This is a genomic window from Streptomyces sp. CNH287, assembly GCF_000424825.1.
On record NZ_AUKQ01000005.1, the window covers coordinates 401,969 to 420,515 of the forward strand.

An 18,547-nucleotide genomic window follows, 5' to 3' on the forward strand; every position below is an offset into this window, starting at 1 on the left:
TGCCCTCGCGGTGCTCCGGTGCTCCCCGCCGCGTCCGCGCTCCCCGGTCTGTCGCCCCGTCAGCCGCCCAGCGGCAGCGCGCGGATGTGGGTGCCGCGCGACGCGTAGAGCCGCTTGCCGTCCGAGGCGATCCGCGTGTTCCCCCCGGTGTACTCGCTCTCCCTGATCCGCCACGCCTGCTTGCCGGTACGGGCGTCCAGCGCGAGCAGCACGGTCCGGCCGCCGGTCAGCGGCGGGAAGACCAGCCCGCCCGCGTACGCCGTCGGGGCGGGCGGCGACTCCAGGAAGTCCTCGGAGCGCCAGCGCCACAGCGGCCGTCCGGTGGCCAGGTCGAAGGCGAGCACGGACCGGCCCGAGGTCACGTACACCCGGCCGTCGGCCACGGCCGGGGTGCCGAAGACCGGGTCGTCCTCCTCCGGGTCGGGCGGATCGCCCTTGCCCCGCCGCGCGCTGTCCGGGCCCAGCCGCCATCGCACCCGGCCGTCGGCCGCGTCGGCCAGCAGCAGTTCGCGGCCCGAGGCCAGCACCCGGCCGCCGCCCGCGGGGACCACGGCGCGGTTCATGCCGTCCTCGTCGTCCCGTATCGGCAGCAGCTTCGTGTGCCACCGCCCGGAACCGTCCCTCAGGCCGTACGCCCGCAGCCCGTCGGGCTCGCAGATCACCAGCCGTCCGCCGGACACGACCCCGGCGCCCGGGGAACCGGCCGCGCTGCGCGAGATGGTGCGCTGCCACCGCATTTTGGCGCCGTCCATGTCGTACGCGAAGAGGTAGCGGTCCAGCGGCCCGCCGTCCTCGTCACCGCCCGGGGCGGACGGGGCGCCGCCGCCCGGGGGGCCGCTCTGCGGGGCGCGCTGCCCGACGGCGAAGAGCGTACGGCCGTGGAAGCCGACCGCGGGCGACGCGGCCAGCCGGTTGAAGCGGAGGCCGAGCGGGTCGGTGTACCGGGTGCGGCCGTCGGTCGTGGAGACGAGGGCGAGCCGGTCCTCCTCCACGGCGTACAGCGCGGGGTGTACGACCGTCCGGCCGTCCTGCGAGCCGACCGGCTGGTTGCCGGACACCCCGCGGGCGAACCAGCGCACGGTGCCGGTGGCGGTGTCGATGCCGCACAGCTCACCGGCCGTCTCGGTGCGCGACACCAGGGCGCCGCCCGCCAGTTCGGGATGGCCCAGCGACGACAGGCCGCCGCGGTACTCCCACACCGGCCGAGGCGCGGTGCCCTTCGTCTTCCGCCGCCCGGTGGGGCCGGGGGAGGGCGTGGGCGTGCCGGTCGCGTCCGCGGCAGCCGCCGCCGAGGCCGACGGGCGGGCGGCGCGGCCGGTGGCGTACGCGGCGGTGCCGGCCGCCGCCGCGAGGGCGAGCGTCCCGGCGGCGCCGGCCAGCAGCGCCCGGCGGCTCGGCCCGGCCGCGCCGCCGCCTGCGCCGCGACCGTCACCGTCCCCGCCGCCCGTCGCCTCGCCGGAGCCGGCCGCGCCGCTGCCTGCGCCGTGCTGCCCGGCCGCGCGCTGCCCGGCGCTGTCCGCCTGCCTCGGTGCCGCCGCGTCCCAGCGCAGCGTCGTACGGGCGGCGATGTCGGCCAGGACCGGTGCCGGGAGCAGCGTGGCGAACGGCGAGGCATCCACGTCGTCCGGGCGCAGCAGCCGGGACAGCTCGGCGGCGCTGGGGCGCTCGGTGGGGTCCTTGTGCAGGCAGCGGGCCAGCAGCCGGTGCAGCGAGCCGTCCGGGTCGGCCGCCGCCAGCGCGTCCAGTTCCGGCCGCCCGTGCACCACCCGGAAGAGCAGCTCCTCGGGGGTGCCGCCGCCGAACGGGCCGCGCCCCGTCGCCGCGTGGACGACGACCCCGGCGAGCGCGAAGACGTCCGAGTACGGCGTGGACGCGCGGCCGTCGGCCTGCTCGGGGGCCATGTAGGCGGCGGAGCCCAGCACGAAGCCGGTGCGGGTCAGCCGTTCCGCGCCGAAGGAGAGCGCGATGCCGAAGTCGATGACGCGCGGGCCCTCGGCGGTGACCAGGACGTTCGACGGCTTGAAGTCGCGGTGCATCGACCCGGCCCGGTGCACGACGGCCAGCGCCTCCGCCAGCGCGGCGCCCAGCGCCCGTACGGCGCCCGGCGGCCAGGGGCCGTACGTCTCCACCGCGTCCTGGAGCGTGGGCGCCAGCAGGTATTCGGTGGCCAGCCAGGGGTGCGGCCCCTCGGTGTCCGCGTCGACGACGGCGGCGAAGTGGCGGGCGCCGCCGGGGCGGCCGAGGAGCGCGCGGGTGGTGCGCACCTCGTCGCGGAAGCGGGCGCGGAACTCCGCCTCACGGGCGAGCGCCGGGTGCACCGCCTTGAGCGCGACGGTACGGCCGCCGGGGGAGCGGGCCAGGTACACGGTGCCCATGCCGCCCGAGCCGAGCCGGGCGAGCAGCCGCCAGCGGCCCAGGGTCTCCGGGTCGTGCGGGAGCAGCGGCCCGGGGCGTGCCGTGGTGGGTGCGGTGTGCGGGGTGTGTGCGGCGTGCGGGCTGCGCATGCTGCGGTCCTCCTCTCCCTCGTCGGTCCGCCGGCCGGTCACCGGACCGGGAAGGCGAAGGCGGAGGCGCTGTGCGTGACCAGCACCCTCTTGCCCGCCGGGTACACCCGGTAGTTCTGCATCGAGTCACCCTCGGTCTCGCGGAAGCGCCACAGCGGCTGCCCGTTGCGCGCGTCGATCGCGATGACGCCCGAACTGGACGCCGCCAGCAGGGTGTTGCCGGAGGTGCTGGTCTCCAGCACCGGCTGGTCCTGCCAGACCGAGTCGTCCTCCATGGCCCGGCGCCAGATCTCCCGCCCGTCGCCGGGGTCGACGCAGAAGACGCTCCGGCCGCTGTCCGCCACGTACAGGCGCTGCTGCCCCTTGCCGCCCTTCCCCTGCTTCCCGCTGCCGCCGCCCCGTGGCGACGGGCGGAGCACGACGGTGCCCAGCTTGCTCTGCCCGTCGCTGACCAGCGGCCTGGACCAGCGCTCCTTGCCCGACTCCGCGGTGAGCGCGCGCAGTTCGTCGTCCTGCGCGGCGTAGAGGACGCCCAGGGAGGAGGACAGCGACACCGTGGCGTCGGCCGCCAGCTCCTCGACGGTGCGCCGCCAGCGGCGTCGGCCGTCGGAGAGGCGGTAGGCGGTCAGCTCGGGATGCGCTTCGAGCGACCTGCCCAGCACCAGGGACGAGCCGCTGTCGTACACCCCCAGCCGGCTCCCCGCGGGAGCCTCCGGCAGCGGTACGTGCCAACGCGCCCGGCGCTTGCGGGTGTCGAAGGCGAGCAGCAGCTTGCCCTGGTCCTTGCTCGTGTCGTGCCCGGCGACGTCCCTTCCGGCGAGCAGGGCGACCCGGCCGCCGGCGGTCACGTGGAGCAGTTCGTCGGCGCTGCGCCCGCTGTAGTCGGGGCTGCCGGGCCGGTACACGTTCGAGCCCCAGCGGCGCTGCCCCGTCTCCGCGGAGAAGGCCACCAGTTGGCCCTTGTCGAGGACGAGCGCCAGGTCGCGGTCGATGCTCTGCGAGGCGTGGATGCTGGAGAGGTCGTTGCGCGACCAGACCGCCTCGCCGGTGGCCATGTCGATGCCGACCGAACCGTCCGTACCCACCAGGACCGCGAGCCTGCTCCGCCACACCAGCGGCTCGTGCCGCACCGAGATGCCGCCCGGCAGGTCGTAGCGCCACAGGGCGCGGGGCGGGGTGCCGCGCGGCGGCTTCGTGGTGGCGTCCGTGGAGGCGCCGCCGGCCGAGCCGGGGTCGGTCAGCGCGTCGAGGCCGCCGCCGCGTCCGGTGACCCAGCCGCCCAGGGCTCCGGCCCCGACCAGGACACCGGCGGCGCCCGCCGCGCCGGTCCTGAGCAGGGAGCGGCGGGAGCGGGCGGCGGCCGGGCCGACCCCGACCGGGGCGGTGGCCTCGCCGTCCGCGTCCGCGCGGTCCTCTTCTGTGTGGTCCTCTTCTGTGCGGCCCGCGCGGCCGGTGCCGTTCGCGGGCCGTTCGCCGCCGTCGGCCGCCACCGGGGCGCGGAGCGTGAGAGTCGACTCGTCCCCTCCCGGTGCCGGTACGTCCGCGCGCGGGCCGGGTACGCGCAGCAGGTGCGTGTGCCGGTCGCCCCCGACGGGCGCCCCGTCCGGGGACTCCAGCGCCAGCACCGCCGACGCGCGGGCCGCCAGCGCGGCCACCGCCGCTCCCGGCAGCGGCACGACGGGCCCCTCGTCGGCCAGCGGTGCGCGCAGCGCCGCACGCAGCTTCGACAGCCGGGGCTGCCCCCGGCGCTGCCCCTTCGCGCCGCGGGTGTCCGCCGCTTGGCCGCCGAGCACCGGGCGCAGCGCGTCGGCCAGCGCCGACGGCAGCGGCACGGGCACGGACCCCCCGCCTGCCGAGTCCCCGCCCGCCGACGGCCCGTCGTGGCCGGTCGCCGCGTACGCGAGCACCGCGCCCAGCGCGCGTACGTCCGCGCCGGTCTCCTCCGAGGTGGCGGGCCGCGCCGTGGCCAGGCCGCCGAGCCGGGGCCCGTCGGCGGCCAGCGCCACGGCCTCGGGCACGAGGCCGCCGTGTGCCCAGCCCGCGTCGTGCAGGGTGCGCAGCGCGTCGGCCAGCGCGGTGCCCAGCGCGCGTACGGCGGGTTCCGGCAACGGCCCGTGGGTGCGGACGAGTTCGGGCAGCGAGAGCGTCGGAACGTAGGCGTAGGCGAGCCAGGGCACGGCCGCGTCGGGGTCCGCGTCGATCAGCGGCAGCAGCCACCGGCCGTCCGCCGCCCCGGCCGCGGCGGCCTCGCGGCGCAGCCGCTCGCGCAGTGTCGGGTCTCCGGCCAGGGCGGGGCGCAGGGCGGTGAGCGCGACGGCGCGGGCGTCGTGCGGCGAGCGCGCCAGGTAGCGCCGTACGCCCCTGGTCGCGGCTCCGTCCGCCGCCCCGCTCCCGGCCCCTTCCCCGGCCCCGTCGTCCTCGCCGGCGTCGCTGGCGCCGGCGGCGTCGAGCACCGCCAGCAGCCGGAATCCGCCCAGTGTGCGCGGGTCTGAGCCGTCCAGGCTCCGCAGATGCCCGGACAGTTGGTCATGCTGTTCTGCCACGGTGTGTCCCACTCCCCCGATCGCCGTGTGCGGTGAGCACCATAGCGGTTCGGCGCGCAGGGACTCTCTCCCGTCATGCGCGGTGGAGCAGTGCGAGGGGGAGGGGCCGCCCGTGCGGCCCGAGCAGTCGCCCATCCGCGGCCCGGGAGGTTCAGCACACCGGCATGGCCGTCAGCGTGCCCGCCTGGGCGAGGAAGACGCGGTTGCCCGCCGCCCCCATCCGGGCCCGCCCCTCGCCCGGCGAGGTGTACAGCCAGGCGGTCTTGCCGCTGCGGGTGTCGGCGGCGGCCACCCCGCCCTCGCCGGAGGTGTCCGTCACCGCCCAGGCGCTGTTGCCCTGCACCACCGGGGCCTCCAGCGGCGCGTCCTCGGAGCTGAGGGAGAGCGTCCACACGTCGCCGCCGTCGGCGGTGGCGCGGGCGTACAGGTCCGGGCCGTCCACGGCGTACAGCGTCCCGCCGCCGCCGGTACCGCCGTCGGCCCCGGTGGCGGGACGCGGCGCCAGGGCGGGCGCACCCCAGCCGTCCTCGCCCCCGGCCGCCCGCGACCACTTCTCCCTCCCGTCCGCCAGGCCGAGCGCGGACAGCTTCCGCCCGCCCAGAAAGACGGTGCCCCCGGCGAGCGCCGGGGCGAGCGCGCCGGAGCCCTGCTCGCGCGGTCCCCACGCGCGGCGGCCGGTGCCGGTGTCCAGGGCGGCGACCCGGCCGTCCGAGCCGTACAGGACGAGCCGCCCCGACCCCGCCGCGGCCAGCGCGGGGCGCTCGGCGGAGGCGCGTACGGGCGCCCGTACGGTCCACAGCGTGCGCCGCGACTCCAGGTCGACCGCCCGCACTTCGCCCCCGCCGGTCAGGACGTACACCGCCTCGGCGTCCGCCGCCAGCAGCACGGCCGCGTCCGCGCGCGGGTGCGTCCACGCCGGGGTGCCGTCCCGGACGTCCAGGGCGAGGAGGGCGCCCTCGCCGTCGGTGGCGAGGAGGAGTTCTCCGGCGGGCGGCGCGAGGGTGCGGGCGGCCGGGTCCGTGCCGGGGCGCCGCCAGCGCCGCTGCCCGTCCCGCACGTCGTACGCCGCGAGCCCGCCGTCCGCCGCGGCGACCACCACCAGGTCCCGTACGGGCAGCGGGGCGGGGGCCTTGGGGGAGGCTACCTCCAGCGGGCCCCACAGGGGCTGCGGCATGGTGCCCTCGGTGTAGCCGGTGAGCCGGTCGGCGTCCCAGGGCCGGCCGGCGGGCGCCGTGCTCCCGCCTCCGCGCAGCAGCCACCAGGCGACTCCGCCGCCGCCCGCCGCCAGCAGCGTGCCGCCGCCGGCCAGCGCGGTGGCGACGCGGCGGCGGGAAGGTGAAGGTGCGGGTCCGCCGCCCTCCCCGGACGGCGGCAGGGCGGCCAGCCGCCGTTCCGCAGCCCGCTCCCGTTCGGCGATGTCTTGCGCCAGCGGGCCGCCGTGCCACACCCGGCCCGCGCGGCGCGGCGCGGACACCGCGCGCGCCACCTGCGCCGGGGTGGGCCGCAGCGCCGGGTCGCGGGCCAGGCAGGCGAGCGCCAGCGGGCGGAACTCCGATGGCACCGCGTCGAGTTCGGGCTCCCCGTGCACCACCTGGTACTGCACCGCGGCCACGTGCCCGCCCTCGTACGCGCGCCTGCCCCCGGCGGCGAAGGCCAGTACGGCGCCGAGGGCGAAGACGTCGCCCGGCGGGCCGGTCCGCTGCCCCAGCACCTGTTCGGGCGGGGCGTAGCCGGGGCTGGCGGGCGTCTGGCCGGTGGCGGTGAGGGTGAGCCCGTGCTCGGGGCGGGCGATGCCGAAGTCGATGACGCGCGGGCCGCGTGCGGTGAGCACGGTGTTGGGCGGCTTGAGGTCGCGGTGCACCAGCCCGGCCCCGTGGATGTCCCGCAGGGTGCGGGCGAGGGCGGTGACCAGGGCGCGTACGGCGGGGGCGGGCAGCGGTCCGTGCCGTTCCACCGCGCTGTCGAGGGTGGGTCCGGCCAGGAACTCGGTGGCGATCCACTGCCGCCCGCCGTCGGCCCCCGAGCCGAGCACCCGGGCCACGCCCGCGCTGCGCACCGAGGCCGCCGCGCGCGCCTCGCGCAGGAAGCGCTGGGCCATCCGGGAGTCGCCCGCCAGTTCCGCGCGCAGCACCTTGACGGCGGCGGCGCGGCCCGTACGGCCGTCCCGGCCCAGGTACACCTGGCCCATGCCGCCCGTGCCGAGCAGCCCGGCCAGGCGGTACGGGCCCAGCTGTGCCGGGTCCTCCGGGCGCAGCGTCTCCATCGGTCCCCCCGATCCCCGTGGTGCGGCCCGTTGGTGCGGGCCCAGGGGTGACGGTACCGACTGCGGCGCGGCGCGGGCGCGGACGGGCCACGCGCACGGCGTACCGGACGCGCGATGCGTCCGGTACGCCGTCGGGGCCGCGCCGCCGGGGAGGGACCGGAGCCCGGCCCCGGCTCTGGTCAGGAGTCCCGGTGCTCGGGTGCGGTGGCGGTCAGGCGCCGTAGTAGCGGTCGAAGTTCTTCATGAACTCGTACCCGCTGTAGCGGTCCCAGTTGATGGACCAGGTCATCAGTCCACGCAGCTGGGGCCACGTGCCGTGGGTCCGGTACGACCCGCAGTTGGTGCCCTTCTGGAGGCAGTCGAGCGTCTTGGTCACCTCGCCGGGCGGGGTGTACCCGTTGCCCGCGTAGTTCGAGGCGGGCATGCCGATTCCCACCTGCGAGGGCTTGAGCGCCGGGAAGATGTTGTTCGGGTCGCCGGCCACCGGGAAGCCGGTGAGCAGCATGTCGGTCATCGCGATGTGGAAGTCGGCGCCGCCCATGAAGTGGTACTGGTTGTCCAGCCCCATGATCGGGCCGGAGTTGTAGTCCTGCACGTGCAGCATGGTCAGGTCGTCCCGCAGCGCGTGGATGACCGGCAGGTAGGAGCCCGCCCGGGGGTCCTGGCCGCCCCACTTGCCGGAGCCGTAGAACTGGTAGCCCAGCTGCACGAAGAAGGTCTCCGGCGCCATGGTCAGGCTGAAGTCCGGGCCGTACTTGGCCTTGAGCGTCTTGATCGCGCTGATCAGGTTGACGATGACCGGTGTCTTGGGGTTCTTGAAGTCCGTGTCGCCGGTGTTCAGCGAGAGGGAGTGGCCCTCGAAGTCGATGTCCAGGCCGTCGAGTCCGTAGCGGTCGATGATGGCGCTGACCGAGGAGACGAACTTGTCCCGGGCGGCCGTCGTGGCCAGTTGCACCTGGCCGTTCTGGCCGCCGATGGAGAGCTGGACCTTCTTGCCCGCGGCCTGCTTCGCCGCGATGGCCGCCTTGAACTCCGCCTCGGTCTCCACGTTGGGACACTCGGTCTTCGGGCAGAGGGAGAAGCGGATGTCGCCGGAGGTGGTGGAGGTCGGTTCACCGAAAGCGAGCTGGATGATGTCCCAGCTGTCGGGCACCGCGGACAGCGGCGTGTATCCGGAGCCGTTGGCGAAGGTGGTGTGCAGGTAGCCGACGAGCGCGTGCTCGGGCAGCGCGGCGGCGCTGCGCCGCTCGGCTCCCTCGGCCTGCGGCCCGGCCTGGGCGCTGGTGATGAGCAGGCCCGCGGCGACGAAGCCGGTGAGGGCGGCGGTGAGCACCCGGCGGACCGAGGTGCGCTGGGGTCTGCGGGCGGACGGGGGACGGGGGGAGGTACGGCGGAGTCGCTGGCGCATGGGGTCGCTCCCGAATCGGCTGCGGTACCGGACCAGTGGGGCGTACGGCCTGCGGACGGCCCACAGGGATGCGGTGCTGGCGAAGCGGTGCTCGCGAGCTGCGAGGTGGGGCGTGTGGGGGGTGGGGGGGACGTGCCGCCTGCGGAGCCGCGCCGCGGTCAGGGCCGTGCCGTTTCCGGGAAGTACCGTGCTGCGGACTGCGGTTGCAGGCGGACTTGGTGAGGTCCGCCGCCCGGAAGTCGTGACGATCTGGGAGGCATCCCGGGCGGCGTCCCTGGTCTGGGAGCAAACAGGACTAGACCAGTGTTGTCAATGGTCCGTACCAGACCCGCCCGGTTTCTTCGCATCCGCCGAACCGGGGCGCCTCCAGGGCCACTTGGGCCCGCCCTCGGGGACCCCCTCCGGGTCGTAGACGTACCGCCAGCCGCGCGGCAGCCGCAGGCGCCTGGTCAGGGCGGCGGGCTCCAGCCGGTAGACGAGGACCACGCCCGGGGCGCCGTCCTCGCCCGGCACCGGCACCTCGTAGGTCTTGGGCGGCCGTCCCGTGGCGCCCAGCAGCACCGGCAGCACCCGGCCGTCCAGCGGGCCGCCGCTGAAGGCGGTGTCCTCGCTCCGCACGCCCTCACTCCTCGCTCGTGCAGCAGGGGTAGGCGGAGGGCTGCGCCAGCCTGCGGGCCCCCGGGCCCTCCGCGCCGAGCTGGTCGTAGGGGTTGGTCAGCACGCAGACGTCGATCGACAGGCAGCCGCAGCCGATGCAGTCCGTCAGGTTGTCGCGCAGCTGCTGCATCAGCCGGATGCGCTCGTCCAGGTCGCTGCGCCAGCCCTCGGAGACCCGCGCCCAGTCCTCCCGGGTGGGTGTGCGGCTGTCCGGCAGCAGCGCCAGCGCGTCGCGGATGGCCGCCAGGGGCATGCCCAGGCGCTGGGAGGCCCGGATGAAGGCGACGCGGCGCAGTGTGTCGCGGCTGTACCGGCGCTGGTTGCCGGAGGTGCGCCTGCTGTGGATGAGGCCCTCCCGCTCGTAGAAACGCAGCGCGGAGGTGGCGACCCCGGCCCGCTCCGCCAGCTCGCCGACGGTGGCTTCCTTGGCGTTCCAGGGCAGTGATGTGGGCATGGGATCAGCCTAACGCAGCCTTGAAGGTGCGTTTAAGTCTCCCCGGGGAGGCGCCCTCACCGCGCGCCCCGCCGCTGGTCAGGCCAGCAGGCCCGAACTCCGCCACAGCCTGCGGCCCGCGCCGCGCAGTACGCCGATCTCGTCCAGGAAGTCGGTGAGCCGCCTGGCGCCCTGCTGCATCACCTCGCGGCGGTGGCCGCTCGCCCGCACCTGCGCCAGCGCCTCGCGCCGGTCCAGCCCGACGGCCTCGTAGACCCGCGGGTTGACGAAGGAGAGGGAGAAGACGCGGGCGGCCTCGCCCGAGCTGAGCCGGGTCAGCTCCGCCTCCCAGCGGGGGCAGGTGGCCATCTGGCGGCGCAGCTCCTCGCGCGCGTAGCGCACGTGCCGCGCCTCCTCGATGACGTGGATGCGGGTGACGCCGCGCACCAGCGGCTGGACGCGCTCGTCGGGGAAGACCAGCCGCTGCATCCAGTCGAGGATCTCCTCGCCCAGCAGGGTGCTGGTGAAGGAGCCGGGGGTGGTGGAGAAGGTCTTCAGGACGCGGCCGAGGTTGTGGTGCAGGCGGGTGACCGGATACGCGGGTGCGCCGCCCCGGGTGATCATGCGCGCGAACATCATGGAGTGGCGGCACTCGTCGGCGATCTCGGTGAGCGCGTACCGCACGTGCGCGCTCGTCAGCGGTTTGTCATAGATGTGCCGGACCAGCAGCTGCATGAGGATCACCTCGAACCAGATGCCCAGCGAGGCCAGCGAGGCCGCCTCGTGGCGGGCCAGTTCGAAGCGCTGCTCCTCGGACATCCGGTGCCACAGCGGGGTGTCGTAGAGGGAGACCAGCTCCGGGGGCCAGAACCACTTGCCGTCCTCGAAGGGTGCGTCCCAGTCCAGCTCCGTGTCGGGGTCGAAGGAGTGCTTGCGGGAGGACTCCAGGAGGCGCTCGGCCACCTGCTCCCGGTCCTTGAGCAGGCCGAGGGCGTCCCGTGGGGCCTGCTGCCCGGCGGTGTCGGCGGCTGTGGCGGCGCGGGCCGCGGGGGGCAGGGGGGTCCTGGGCGTCATGGCTGAGCGCACCTCGCTGGGGGAGTTCGCCGCACAGGTGTTACCTGTGGTTACAGCTGTCGGCTCTTATGAGACTGCGCGTCAGCAGACGTGTCAATCCCTCCCGCGTGACTTCATGGCCGGTGCGCGGACGGCACCGCGCCCCCAGGCCGCTCGGGGCTGCCTGGGGGCGCGGTGGGCTGGGGATTCCCCGGTGAGGGCGCGGCCTGGGGCCGCGTCCGCACCGGGAGGTCAGCCGGTCAGCGGGTCAGTGGTCCGCCGTCAGCGGTGGCACCAGTGCGGTGCGGCGCCGATGTTGGTGATGTAGCGGGCGGAGGCCCAGGCCCACCGGCCGTCGGCCAGCTTGTACCAGCGCGGGTTGCCGTTGATCCACTGGCCGTTGACCTTGCACTTGATCTTGACCGTCTGGCCGTACTTCAGGTAGCCGGTCACGCGGTAGCTCTGGCTCGGCCCGGAGCGGACCTTGAGGCCGGAGCGGGCGATGACCTTGCCCCAGTAGGCCCTGGCGTCGGCGTCGGCCTGCGGGGTCTGCTCGACCGGCGCCGTCTTCTCGACCGGTGCCGTCTTCTCGACGGGGGCCGGGACCGGGGCGGGGTCGTTGGCGAGCGCGGGGCCGGTGGCGGTCATGGCAGCCACGGCGCCGCCGGCGGCGATCATGGCGACCTTGCTGAATGTGGACTCAAGCACTTTCTGCCTCCTGTGGAGGGGGAACGGGCCCGGTGACGTGGGGCCCTGGGAAAGGGAGGGGCGGGGGACACGCTCCGTTGCGGAGCCGTCACCCTTATTCGCCCTCACGTTAAATGTCCTACTTTGTGCCCGCAACTCGTCACCCCGCGCAGTCCCCCGCGCAGTCCCCGAACAGCACCCGAGCAGGCCCGCGTCAGCGCGAGCGGCGCCGCCGGGACCCGCGGCCGGGCGGCAGCAACAGACCCGCCACCGACAGCGCGCCCCAGCCGAGCGAGACCGCCACTGCCGCCGCCCGCCGCTCCCGCTCCGGCAGCGTCGTCCCCAGCAGCGCCGCGTCCCCGAAGTCCGCGGCGATCCGCACCAGTACGGCCGTACGCAGCGCCGCGCCCTCCGGCGCCGCGGCCATCGCCACTCCGCAGGCCAGGTCCCGCCAGGCCAGTGGCCGCAGCGAGGCGGCGGTGTCCGGGGCCACCCGGCCCGCCGCGTCCGTCAGGCCCGACGGCACGGCCAGCAGGCCGGGCCGCGCCGTCACCGCCGCTCCGTACAGCGCCGTCGCCACGCCCACCGCTCGTACCAGACCCACGCGCATCTCGTCCCGCCCTCTCCTCGTACGCCGCTCCGTCACGGCCCACTGTCCCCCACCAAACGCGGGCCGGCCGGGCGTTAGGGTCGTCTGCGACGGCGGACCCGGCGGAACCCGCAGCTCCCGCGGGCGCCGCACGAGGCCGCACCAGACTGGTCACGTGGCCGGAGACGGCCGGACACAACGACGAAGGGGATGCCCGTGACCGAGCACCGCAGTGGCCCGGAGTTGCCCCGCGGCATCGCGCTGCGCCATCCGGAGGCCGCCGACCATGCGCGGGTGCAGGAGGTGCTCGGCAGTTGGTGGGACGGCATGGGCGGCGAGGAGGGCGCGGCGCAGCGGCGGCTGCTCGTACCGCGGCTGTTCTTCCAGCACTTCACGGACACCAGCTTCCTCGCCGAGGACGACGCCGGGGCGCTGCGTGCCTTCCTGGTGGGCTTCGTCTCCCAGACGGACCCGCGCACCGCGTACGTCCACTTCGTGGGCGTGCACCCGGACGGGCGGGGCGGCGGCCTGGGCAGCGCGCTCTACGGCCGGTTCTTCGCGCTGGCGCGCGAGCGGGGGTGCGCTCGCGTCAAGTGCATCACCAGCCCGGTCAACACGGGCTCCCTCGCCTACCACACCCGGCTGGGCTTCCGGCTCGAACCGGGTGACGCGGTGGAGGACGGCGTCCCGGTGCACCGGGACTACGACGGGCCCGGCCTGGACCGGATCTGCTTTATCCGCGACCTGTGAGGGCGGCGGCGGGCTGGCGGCGGGTCACCCGACCACTGCCTCCGCGGGCGCCCGGCGCGCCGTCCCGTACCCGAACCCAGGGAGCGGGCGGGGGCGGCACGAGGCCGCAGGCACCGGGGGAGGGGTGGACTTCGGGGTACCCCCCGGCGGGGCGGGGCGGCGGTCTCAGCGGGTACGGCCGTGCGGGCGTCCGTCCGCGCCCTCCCGGCCGTCCTGGCCGTCCCCGCCCGGCGCCCGTACCGGCTCGGTGCCCGGTCCGGCCGCCGCCGCGCGCAGCCGGACCACCTCGTCCCGCAGCTGCGGCAGCCGCGCGTAGAGCGCGTCCCCCGGGCAGCTGGTCTCGTAGCCGTCCCGGTGCCCGGAGATCACCTCCAGGCGGGCGCGCGCGCCTTTGGGGAAGCGGCTGCCGCCGTTGCTGGAGACCAGCCGGACCCGCCCGTGCGGGTCGGCGCCGGGCCGCAGCTTCCACGCGGCGACGGCGGCGATCGAGTCGAGCATCGCCTGCGGTACGCGCGTGCCCGCGCCGAAGTTGCCGAGCGCGGCGATGCCCACGGTGCGCGCGTTGAACCCCTGGGTGTGCGCGCCCTTGACCGGCCGGGCCGCGCCGCCGCCGCGGCCCTCGTAGACGGTGCCGCAGCGGTCCACGACGAAGTTGTAGCCCATGTCGTCCCAGCCCATGTGCTCGATGTGGGTGGCCTGGAGGGCGCGCAGCAGCTCCGGTACGTCGGCGCAGTCGTACCCGTTGGGGTGGTTGGTGTGGTGCAGGAAGACCGCCCGCACCTTGCCCGCGTACGCCGCGTGCTCCCGTACGAGCCGCTCGTCCGCGCCCCAGGCCGCCCGGGACACCAGCGGCGGGCGCGGCGCGCCCGTACCGGCCCGGCTCTCGTGCCGGGCCTGGTCCCGCCCCGGCTCCGGCCGCTCGGCCCGTACCGGGGCGTCCCATCGGGTGAGCACCGCCAGCAGCAGTGCCATCGCTGCGAGGGGCGCGATCCTGGTCGGCCGCACACGTCACACGGTGCTCCGGGACGGGCCGACGGCCCAGCCGGCGGCGCCCGTCCGGGTGACCGGAGCGCCGCTCCCGCGCCTCGCCCCCCGCGCCTCGCCGCCCCTCAGCGCACGGCGAGCGTGGCCGCCGCCCGCGCGCTGCTGAACGACACCTCGCTGAGCACGCCGGGCGCCGCCACCATGTCCCCGGCCAGGTACACCCCGTCCCCGCGCTCCACCGCGGGCCGGTCCCGCCAGCTCGTACCGGGCCGGTCCACCGCGCCGGTGCGGCCCGCGGCCATCGACTCGGACCGCCACACCAGCCGGTCCCGCCAGCCGGGGCAGCCGAGATCGAGGAGGGCCTCGCCCCGGGCGATGCCGGCCTGCCGCCCCTCGTGCGGCGCCACCGGGAACTGCGCCTGGATCAGCGACTCGCCCGCCGGCGCCAGCGTGCGGTCGGGCGCGGTGAACCGCTCGATCCAGCCGGAGGCGTCCAGGTCGGAGACGAAGAAGGCGTCCCCGCGGCGGCTGCGCAGTGCGAGGTCGAGGAGCGCGGTGCGTCCGCTGTCCCAGTGCAGGGTGTCGTCGTCCAGCAGCTTCGCCGCGGCCTCCAGCGAGGTCGCCACGATCACCGGGCCGCCCGTCGGCAGCGTGTCCACCCGGGCGCCGGTGGTGACCTCCACGCCCAGCTTCCGCGCGTGGGCAGCCATCCGGGCGATCAGCGCGCCCCAGCCGCCGCGCGGATAGTGCGCCTCCGGCGGCAGCGCTGCGGCGCGCCGCAGCCGCTCGTGCACGAACGCCGCCGACAGCGACCCCGGATCGTGGTGGAAGACCGCGACGGCGCTGTAGTGCGCGGCGGCCCGCGCCGCCCGCCGCCCCACGCGCGCCGCCGCCCAGCTCGCGAAGTCCTGGTCGACCGGCGCGCCGCGGGTGCGCAGCAGCCGCAGCATGCCCAGCGGCGGTACCCGGCGCAGCGCCCCCTCGTGGTGGTAGTACAGCCTGGGCAGCACCGACGGCGGCAGCGGCGCCAGCGGTTTCAGCAGGCCGCGCTCCTTGAGCCAGCTCCAGTGGGGGCCGCCGTTGTAGAGGGCGTGGGGACCCTGGTTGGTGCGGTACGGGGCCCCGGCGGTGCGTGCTCTGCCGCCGAGCGTGCCGTGCGCCTCCAGCAGGGTGACGCGGGCACCGGCCTCGGCGGCCGTGACGGCCGCGGTCAACCCGGCGAATCCGCCGCCGACAACGGTGATCTGACGCATGCACGGGCTCCTGACCTCCGGGTGCCGTACGGCCGGGAGACGGCCGTACGGAAACCAGACGCGCGGGGCACCCCGGAATGTGACATCGGGGCACACGGCACACGCGCCGTGCCCGTGCCCTCGTGCCCCCGGGTCACTCGCCGTGCGCGATGACCCCGTCCTCGTCCATCGTGGGGTGGATCTTCGCGGGCTCGATCTCGTCCACGTCCGAGGGGCGCGGCGTCTCCGGCCCGTCCGGCCCGATCCGCAGCATCCGCTCCACCCGCACGATCTCGAAGTGCCGCCCGCGCACCCGCAGCGTGTTGCCGCGCCCGGTCTCGCGGTACCGCTGCGCGGCGCGCGCGTAGTCGCCGCGCTGCTTCTCGGTGAACTGGTAGACCTGCGGCCAGAACTCCTCCATGGCGTTCGCCATCAGCCGCCGCGCGTCGTGCGGGGTGGGCTGGGCCGAGGCCATCGGCTCCCAGGAGCCGTCCTTCTCCTCGGCGTAGGTGAAGCCCGCGGGCAGCAGCACCACGCCCGGATGGGTGCGCACCGCCCGTGCCGAGTCCTCGCGTACGTCCCTGGGGTAGCGGTCGGCGGTGTAGCGCAGGGTCAGCAGCGACATCCGGTGCAGGCCCTCGGCGAGGCCGGTGGCCTCCGCGTGGTCGATCACGAAGCCCTCCACCCGGGAGGGCGAGCCCTGGCCCGGCGCCCAGGTGGGGTCGGACGGCTCCGGGTCGGTGGGGCGGGGCGGCTCCAGGCCGTCCGGGCCGATCCGGGCGAACTCGTCGCCGCGCACGATGCGGTAGCGCACGGAGTCCGCGCGCACCTCGTCGGCCGGTTCGGTCTCCAGCCTGGCCACGGCGGCCAGCAGCTCGCGGCGTACGGCGGGGTCGTCGGTGCCGTCCTTGGCCCGGAACCACAGGTGCGAGTTGAGGCCGTCCCGCGCGTCCTGCGGGTAGCCGCCGGTCATCTCGCTGAGCAGCCGCCAGCGGCTTCCGTCGGCGGGTCCCTGCGCGGCGAAGCCGAACACGGGGCCGCGCAGGACGACGCTCGGGTAGCGGTGCGCCGACTCCAGGGCGTCCACCTCGGTGACCCGGGAGACCGGGTCGTCCCGCTGGACGACGTTCACTGTCAGGTGATCCGGCGGCTTCCGTCGCTGTCGGTCCATGCACACATTGTGTCGGTCCGGTGTCATTCCGTCAGGCAGTCGCCGGAATTCCGGGCCCACCCGAACGGCCGCCGGGAGCTTGCCGCAAGGGCCGCGCCGCCGTTCGCTGGAGGACGTACCGCGGCGGGCCGCGAGGCGCGTACGGCGGTGCCGGGCGAACCGACCGGGACGAGGCGCACATGCCCCTGCACACTGTCTTCGCCGCCGCGGACTCGGACGACGACTCCCCGGCGGACGTCTACGCGCGGCCCATGAGCGCCGCGCCGCTGCCCCGGCGGCGCATCGCCGACGGGCCCACCGACCCCTTCACCGTCTACCAGCTGCTCCACGACGAACTGGCCCTGGACGGCCGCGCCGCGCAGAACCTCGCGACCTTCTGCACCACCTGGAGCGAGCCCCAGGTGCACCGGCTGATGGACGAGAACCTCGTCAAGAACATGATCGACAAGGACGAGTACCCGCAGACCGCGGAGATCGAGAACCGCTGCGTGCACATTCTGGCGAACCTGTGGAACGCCCCGGACGGCTCGGCCACCGGCTGCTCCACCACCGGCTCCAGCGAGGCGGCGATGCTCGGCGGCCTCGCGCTGAAGTGGCGCTGGCGGCAGCGGCGGGAGGCCGCCGGGAAGCCGGCCGGGCGGCCGAACCTGGTGTGCGGCCCGGTCCAGGTGTGCTGGGAGAAGTTCTGCCGCTACTTCGACGTCGAGCTGCGCCGCGTCCCGCTCGAGGAGGACGCGACCGGCCTGCGCCCGCACCAGCTGCGCGGGTACGTGGACGAGAACACCATCGGCGTCGTCGCCATCCTCGGCGTCACCTACACCTGCGACTACGAGCCGGTCGCCGCGCTCGCCGCCGAACTCGACGCGCTGGAGCGCGACACCGGCCTCGACGTGCCGCTGCACGTGGACGCCGCCAGCGGCGGCTTCGTCGCCCCCTTCGTCCAGCCGGAGCTGGCCTGGGACTTCCGCGTGCCGCGGGTGAGGTCGATCAACGCCTCCGGCCACAAGTACGGCATGGCCCCGCTCGGCGTCGGCTGGGCGGTCTGGCGGGACGCGGCCGACCTGCCGGAGGAACTGGTCTTCCGGGTCAGCTACCTCGGCGGCGAGATGCCCACCTTCGCGCTGAACTTCTCCCGGCCCGGCAGCCAGGTCGTCGCCCAGTACTTCCTGCTGCTGCGGCTGGGCCGGGAGGGCTACCGGCAGGTGCAGCAGACCTGCCTGGACACGGCCGTGCGCGTCGGCGAGCAGGTGGCGCGGCTGGAACCCCTGCGGCTGCTGTACGACGGCCGCGGCGCGCTGCCCGCCGTCTCGTACACCCTGCGGGACGCGGACCGCTCCCCGTTCGACCTCTACCAGCTCTCCGACCAGCTGCGGATGCGGGGTTGGCAGGTCCCCGCCTATCCGCTGCCGCCGGAGCGCTCCGCGACGGTGATCCACCGCGTGCTGGTCCGCCACGGCACGAGCGACGACCGGATGGCGCACTTCCTGGCGGATCTCCGCCACAGTCTCGACGCGCTCTCGGCCTCGGGCGCGGGACCGCGCGGCCGGGTCGCCTTCCACCACTGAGATCACCCGGCGGACTCCGGCCCGGCCGCTCGCCGCATTCCGGACGGTCCCTTTCCAGGAGAAATGCAGAAGGCGGGCAAAAGGGCAGCAAATGAGGCGAAGATCGGCCGCGTCGTGATCATTTCGGTACCCGTACGGCGCATACGCTGCCGGTATTCCGGAAATCCTCTCGAGAGTCGCCGAGGTGAGCGGCCTCGTCATATGCCAATCAGGTCCAGCGGCTGACGGGGCGGTAGCAATTCGGCGAAGATGCTGCACACTGTTGGGGTTGTGCAGGGCCCGGCGGAAGGTCACCCCCCATGTTCCGAGCCAGACGATGTCTGCTTCTCTCCCTGCCCGTGCTCTTATCGGCGGCTCTGGTCGCGGCGGTGCACACCCTCAATGGCGTGCATCTCGTCATGACGATCTATGTGGACGCGGTGATCGTATTCGCCTGGGCGGTCGGCATCGCACTCGTTGTGCACTGCAAACGCGCGGCCGGGCGCGGATTGGCGGACGCGGCGCCGCCCCGGTCCGCCGAGCGTTCCGTGACGTTCTCCTACGGCTGCGACCGGGAGTTCCGGGTGCGCGCGCGGCGGCATTCCTCGTACTGGATCTGATTCCCGTTCCGGGCTGTCCGAATTCCCGCTCTTGATCCTTTCCGTTCGAGGTGACGTGCGGCGGTGTCTGCCACGATGAGGCGCCGGGGCCACCCGCCGCCCACACGTT

The 18,547-nt window shown here is 75.4% G+C and carries 14 protein-coding genes and 1 pseudogene; 3 read left to right on the forward strand and 12 right to left on the reverse strand.

The window, feature by feature from the left end; all coding sequences use genetic code 11:
- Positions 1-59: 59 nt before the first annotated feature.
- The 9 genes and pseudogenes from H299_RS37460 to H299_RS0108195 form a co-directional block, all read right to left on the reverse strand.
- Positions 60-2,504: a protein kinase domain-containing protein gene (locus H299_RS37460; protein WP_158692289.1), complete on the reverse strand. Its 2,445-nt coding sequence runs from the start codon at positions 2,502-2,504 to the stop codon at positions 60-62.
- 38 nt (positions 2,505-2,542) lie between these two features.
- The gene (locus H299_RS32845; protein ID WP_037758133.1) at positions 2,543-5,047 is read right to left on the reverse strand and encodes an outer membrane protein assembly factor BamB family protein; all 2,505 of its coding nucleotides are present in this window, start codon (positions 5,045-5,047) and stop codon (positions 2,543-2,545) included.
- 151 nt (positions 5,048-5,198) lie between these two features.
- Positions 5,199-7,310 (reverse strand): serine/threonine-protein kinase, encoded by a 2,112-nt coding sequence (locus H299_RS0108165; protein ID WP_027748019.1) that lies wholly within the window; start codon positions 7,308-7,310, stop codon positions 5,199-5,201.
- Between the two features lie 211 nt (positions 7,311-7,521).
- Positions 7,522-8,538 (reverse strand): annotated as a pseudogene (locus tag H299_RS32850) (chitinase); the annotation flags it as partial.
- Between the two features lie 489 nt (positions 8,539-9,027).
- Positions 9,028-9,336 carry a hypothetical protein gene (locus H299_RS0108175; protein WP_027748020.1) on the reverse strand — a complete coding sequence of 103 codons (309 nt, stop codon included), beginning with the start codon at positions 9,334-9,336 and terminating at the stop codon, positions 9,028-9,030.
- A 4-nt stretch (positions 9,337-9,340) separates the two neighbouring features.
- Positions 9,341-9,829, reverse strand: coding sequence for a redox-sensitive transcriptional activator SoxR (gene soxR, locus H299_RS32855; protein WP_037758135.1), 489 nt, complete (start codon positions 9,827-9,829; stop codon positions 9,341-9,343).
- 78 nt (positions 9,830-9,907) lie between these two features.
- Positions 9,908-10,882 (reverse strand): AurF N-oxygenase family protein, encoded by a 975-nt coding sequence (locus H299_RS0108185; protein ID WP_078512553.1) that lies wholly within the window; start codon positions 10,880-10,882, stop codon positions 9,908-9,910.
- A 261-nt stretch (positions 10,883-11,143) separates the two neighbouring features.
- Entirely contained in the window at positions 11,144-11,569 is a 426-nt protein-coding gene (locus H299_RS0108190; RefSeq protein ID WP_027748022.1) for an SH3 domain-containing protein, read from the reverse strand.
- Between the two features lie 193 nt (positions 11,570-11,762).
- Positions 11,763-12,158 (reverse strand): hypothetical protein, encoded by a 396-nt coding sequence (locus H299_RS0108195; protein WP_027748023.1) that lies wholly within the window; start codon positions 12,156-12,158, stop codon positions 11,763-11,765.
- Between the two features lie 189 nt (positions 12,159-12,347).
- On the opposite strand from H299_RS0108195, the gene H299_RS0108200 reads away from it, so the two are divergent.
- A complete protein-coding gene (locus tag H299_RS0108200; RefSeq protein ID WP_051262226.1) occupies positions 12,348-12,887 on the forward strand; it encodes a GNAT family N-acetyltransferase in 540 nt (179 codons plus the stop codon).
- Positions 12,888-13,052: 165 nt separating this feature from the next.
- On the opposite strand, the gene H299_RS32860 is transcribed toward H299_RS0108200, so the two are convergent.
- From H299_RS32860 to H299_RS0108215, 3 genes are all read right to left on the reverse strand, one after another.
- Positions 13,053-13,859: a peptidoglycan recognition protein family protein gene (locus H299_RS32860; RefSeq protein ID WP_078512554.1), complete on the reverse strand. Its 807-nt coding sequence runs from the start codon at positions 13,857-13,859 to the stop codon at positions 13,053-13,055.
- A gap of 137 nt (positions 13,860-13,996) precedes the next feature.
- Positions 13,997-15,124 (reverse strand): FAD-dependent oxidoreductase, encoded by a 1,128-nt coding sequence (locus tag H299_RS0108210; RefSeq protein WP_027748025.1) that lies wholly within the window; start codon positions 15,122-15,124, stop codon positions 13,997-13,999.
- Between the two features lie 133 nt (positions 15,125-15,257).
- Positions 15,258-16,274: a DUF5954 family protein gene (locus H299_RS0108215; RefSeq protein WP_027748026.1), complete on the reverse strand. Its 1,017-nt coding sequence runs from the start codon at positions 16,272-16,274 to the stop codon at positions 15,258-15,260.
- 179 nt (positions 16,275-16,453) lie between these two features.
- Here H299_RS0108215 and gad point away from each other — a divergent pair, with 179 nt between their 5' ends.
- Both gad and H299_RS0108225 read left to right on the forward strand, forming a co-directional pair.
- Complete coding sequence (gad, locus tag H299_RS0108220; protein ID WP_027748027.1) at positions 16,454-17,839, forward strand: glutamate decarboxylase; 1,386 nt, start codon at positions 16,454-16,456, stop codon at positions 17,837-17,839.
- Between the two features lie 386 nt (positions 17,840-18,225).
- A complete protein-coding gene (locus H299_RS0108225) occupies positions 18,226-18,438 on the forward strand; it encodes a hypothetical protein (RefSeq protein ID WP_158692290.1) in 213 nt (70 codons plus the stop codon).
- Positions 18,439-18,547 lie beyond the last annotated feature (109 nt).

Bases quoted from the DNA above. Each gene is read 5' to 3' on its own strand.
- H299_RS37460 (WP_158692289.1), bottom strand. From the start codon at position 2,504: ATGCGCAGCCCGCACGCCGCACACACCCCGCACACCGCACCCACCACG.
- H299_RS0108165 (WP_027748019.1), bottom strand. From the start codon at position 7,310: ATGGAGACGCTGCGCCCGGAGGACCCGGCACAGCTGGGCCCGTACCGC.
- soxR (WP_037758135.1), bottom strand. From the start codon at position 9,829: ATGCCCACATCACTGCCCTGGAACGCCAAGGAAGCCACCGTCGGCGAG.
- H299_RS0108185 (WP_078512553.1), bottom strand. From the start codon at position 10,882: ATGACGCCCAGGACCCCCCTGCCCCCCGCGGCCCGCGCCGCCACAGCC.
- H299_RS0108195 (WP_027748023.1), bottom strand. From the start codon at position 12,158: ATGCGCGTGGGTCTGGTACGAGCGGTGGGCGTGGCGACGGCGCTGTAC.
- H299_RS0108200 (WP_051262226.1), top strand. From the start codon at position 12,348: ATGCCCGTGACCGAGCACCGCAGTGGCCCGGAGTTGCCCCGCGGCATC.
- H299_RS32860 (WP_078512554.1), bottom strand. From the start codon at position 13,859: ATGGCACTGCTGCTGGCGGTGCTCACCCGATGGGACGCCCCGGTACGG.
- H299_RS0108210 (WP_027748025.1), bottom strand. From the start codon at position 15,124: ATGCGTCAGATCACCGTTGTCGGCGGCGGATTCGCCGGGTTGACCGCG.
- H299_RS0108215 (WP_027748026.1), bottom strand. From the start codon at position 16,274: ATGGACCGACAGCGACGGAAGCCGCCGGATCACCTGACAGTGAACGTC.
- gad (WP_027748027.1), top strand. From the start codon at position 16,454: ATGCCCCTGCACACTGTCTTCGCCGCCGCGGACTCGGACGACGACTCC.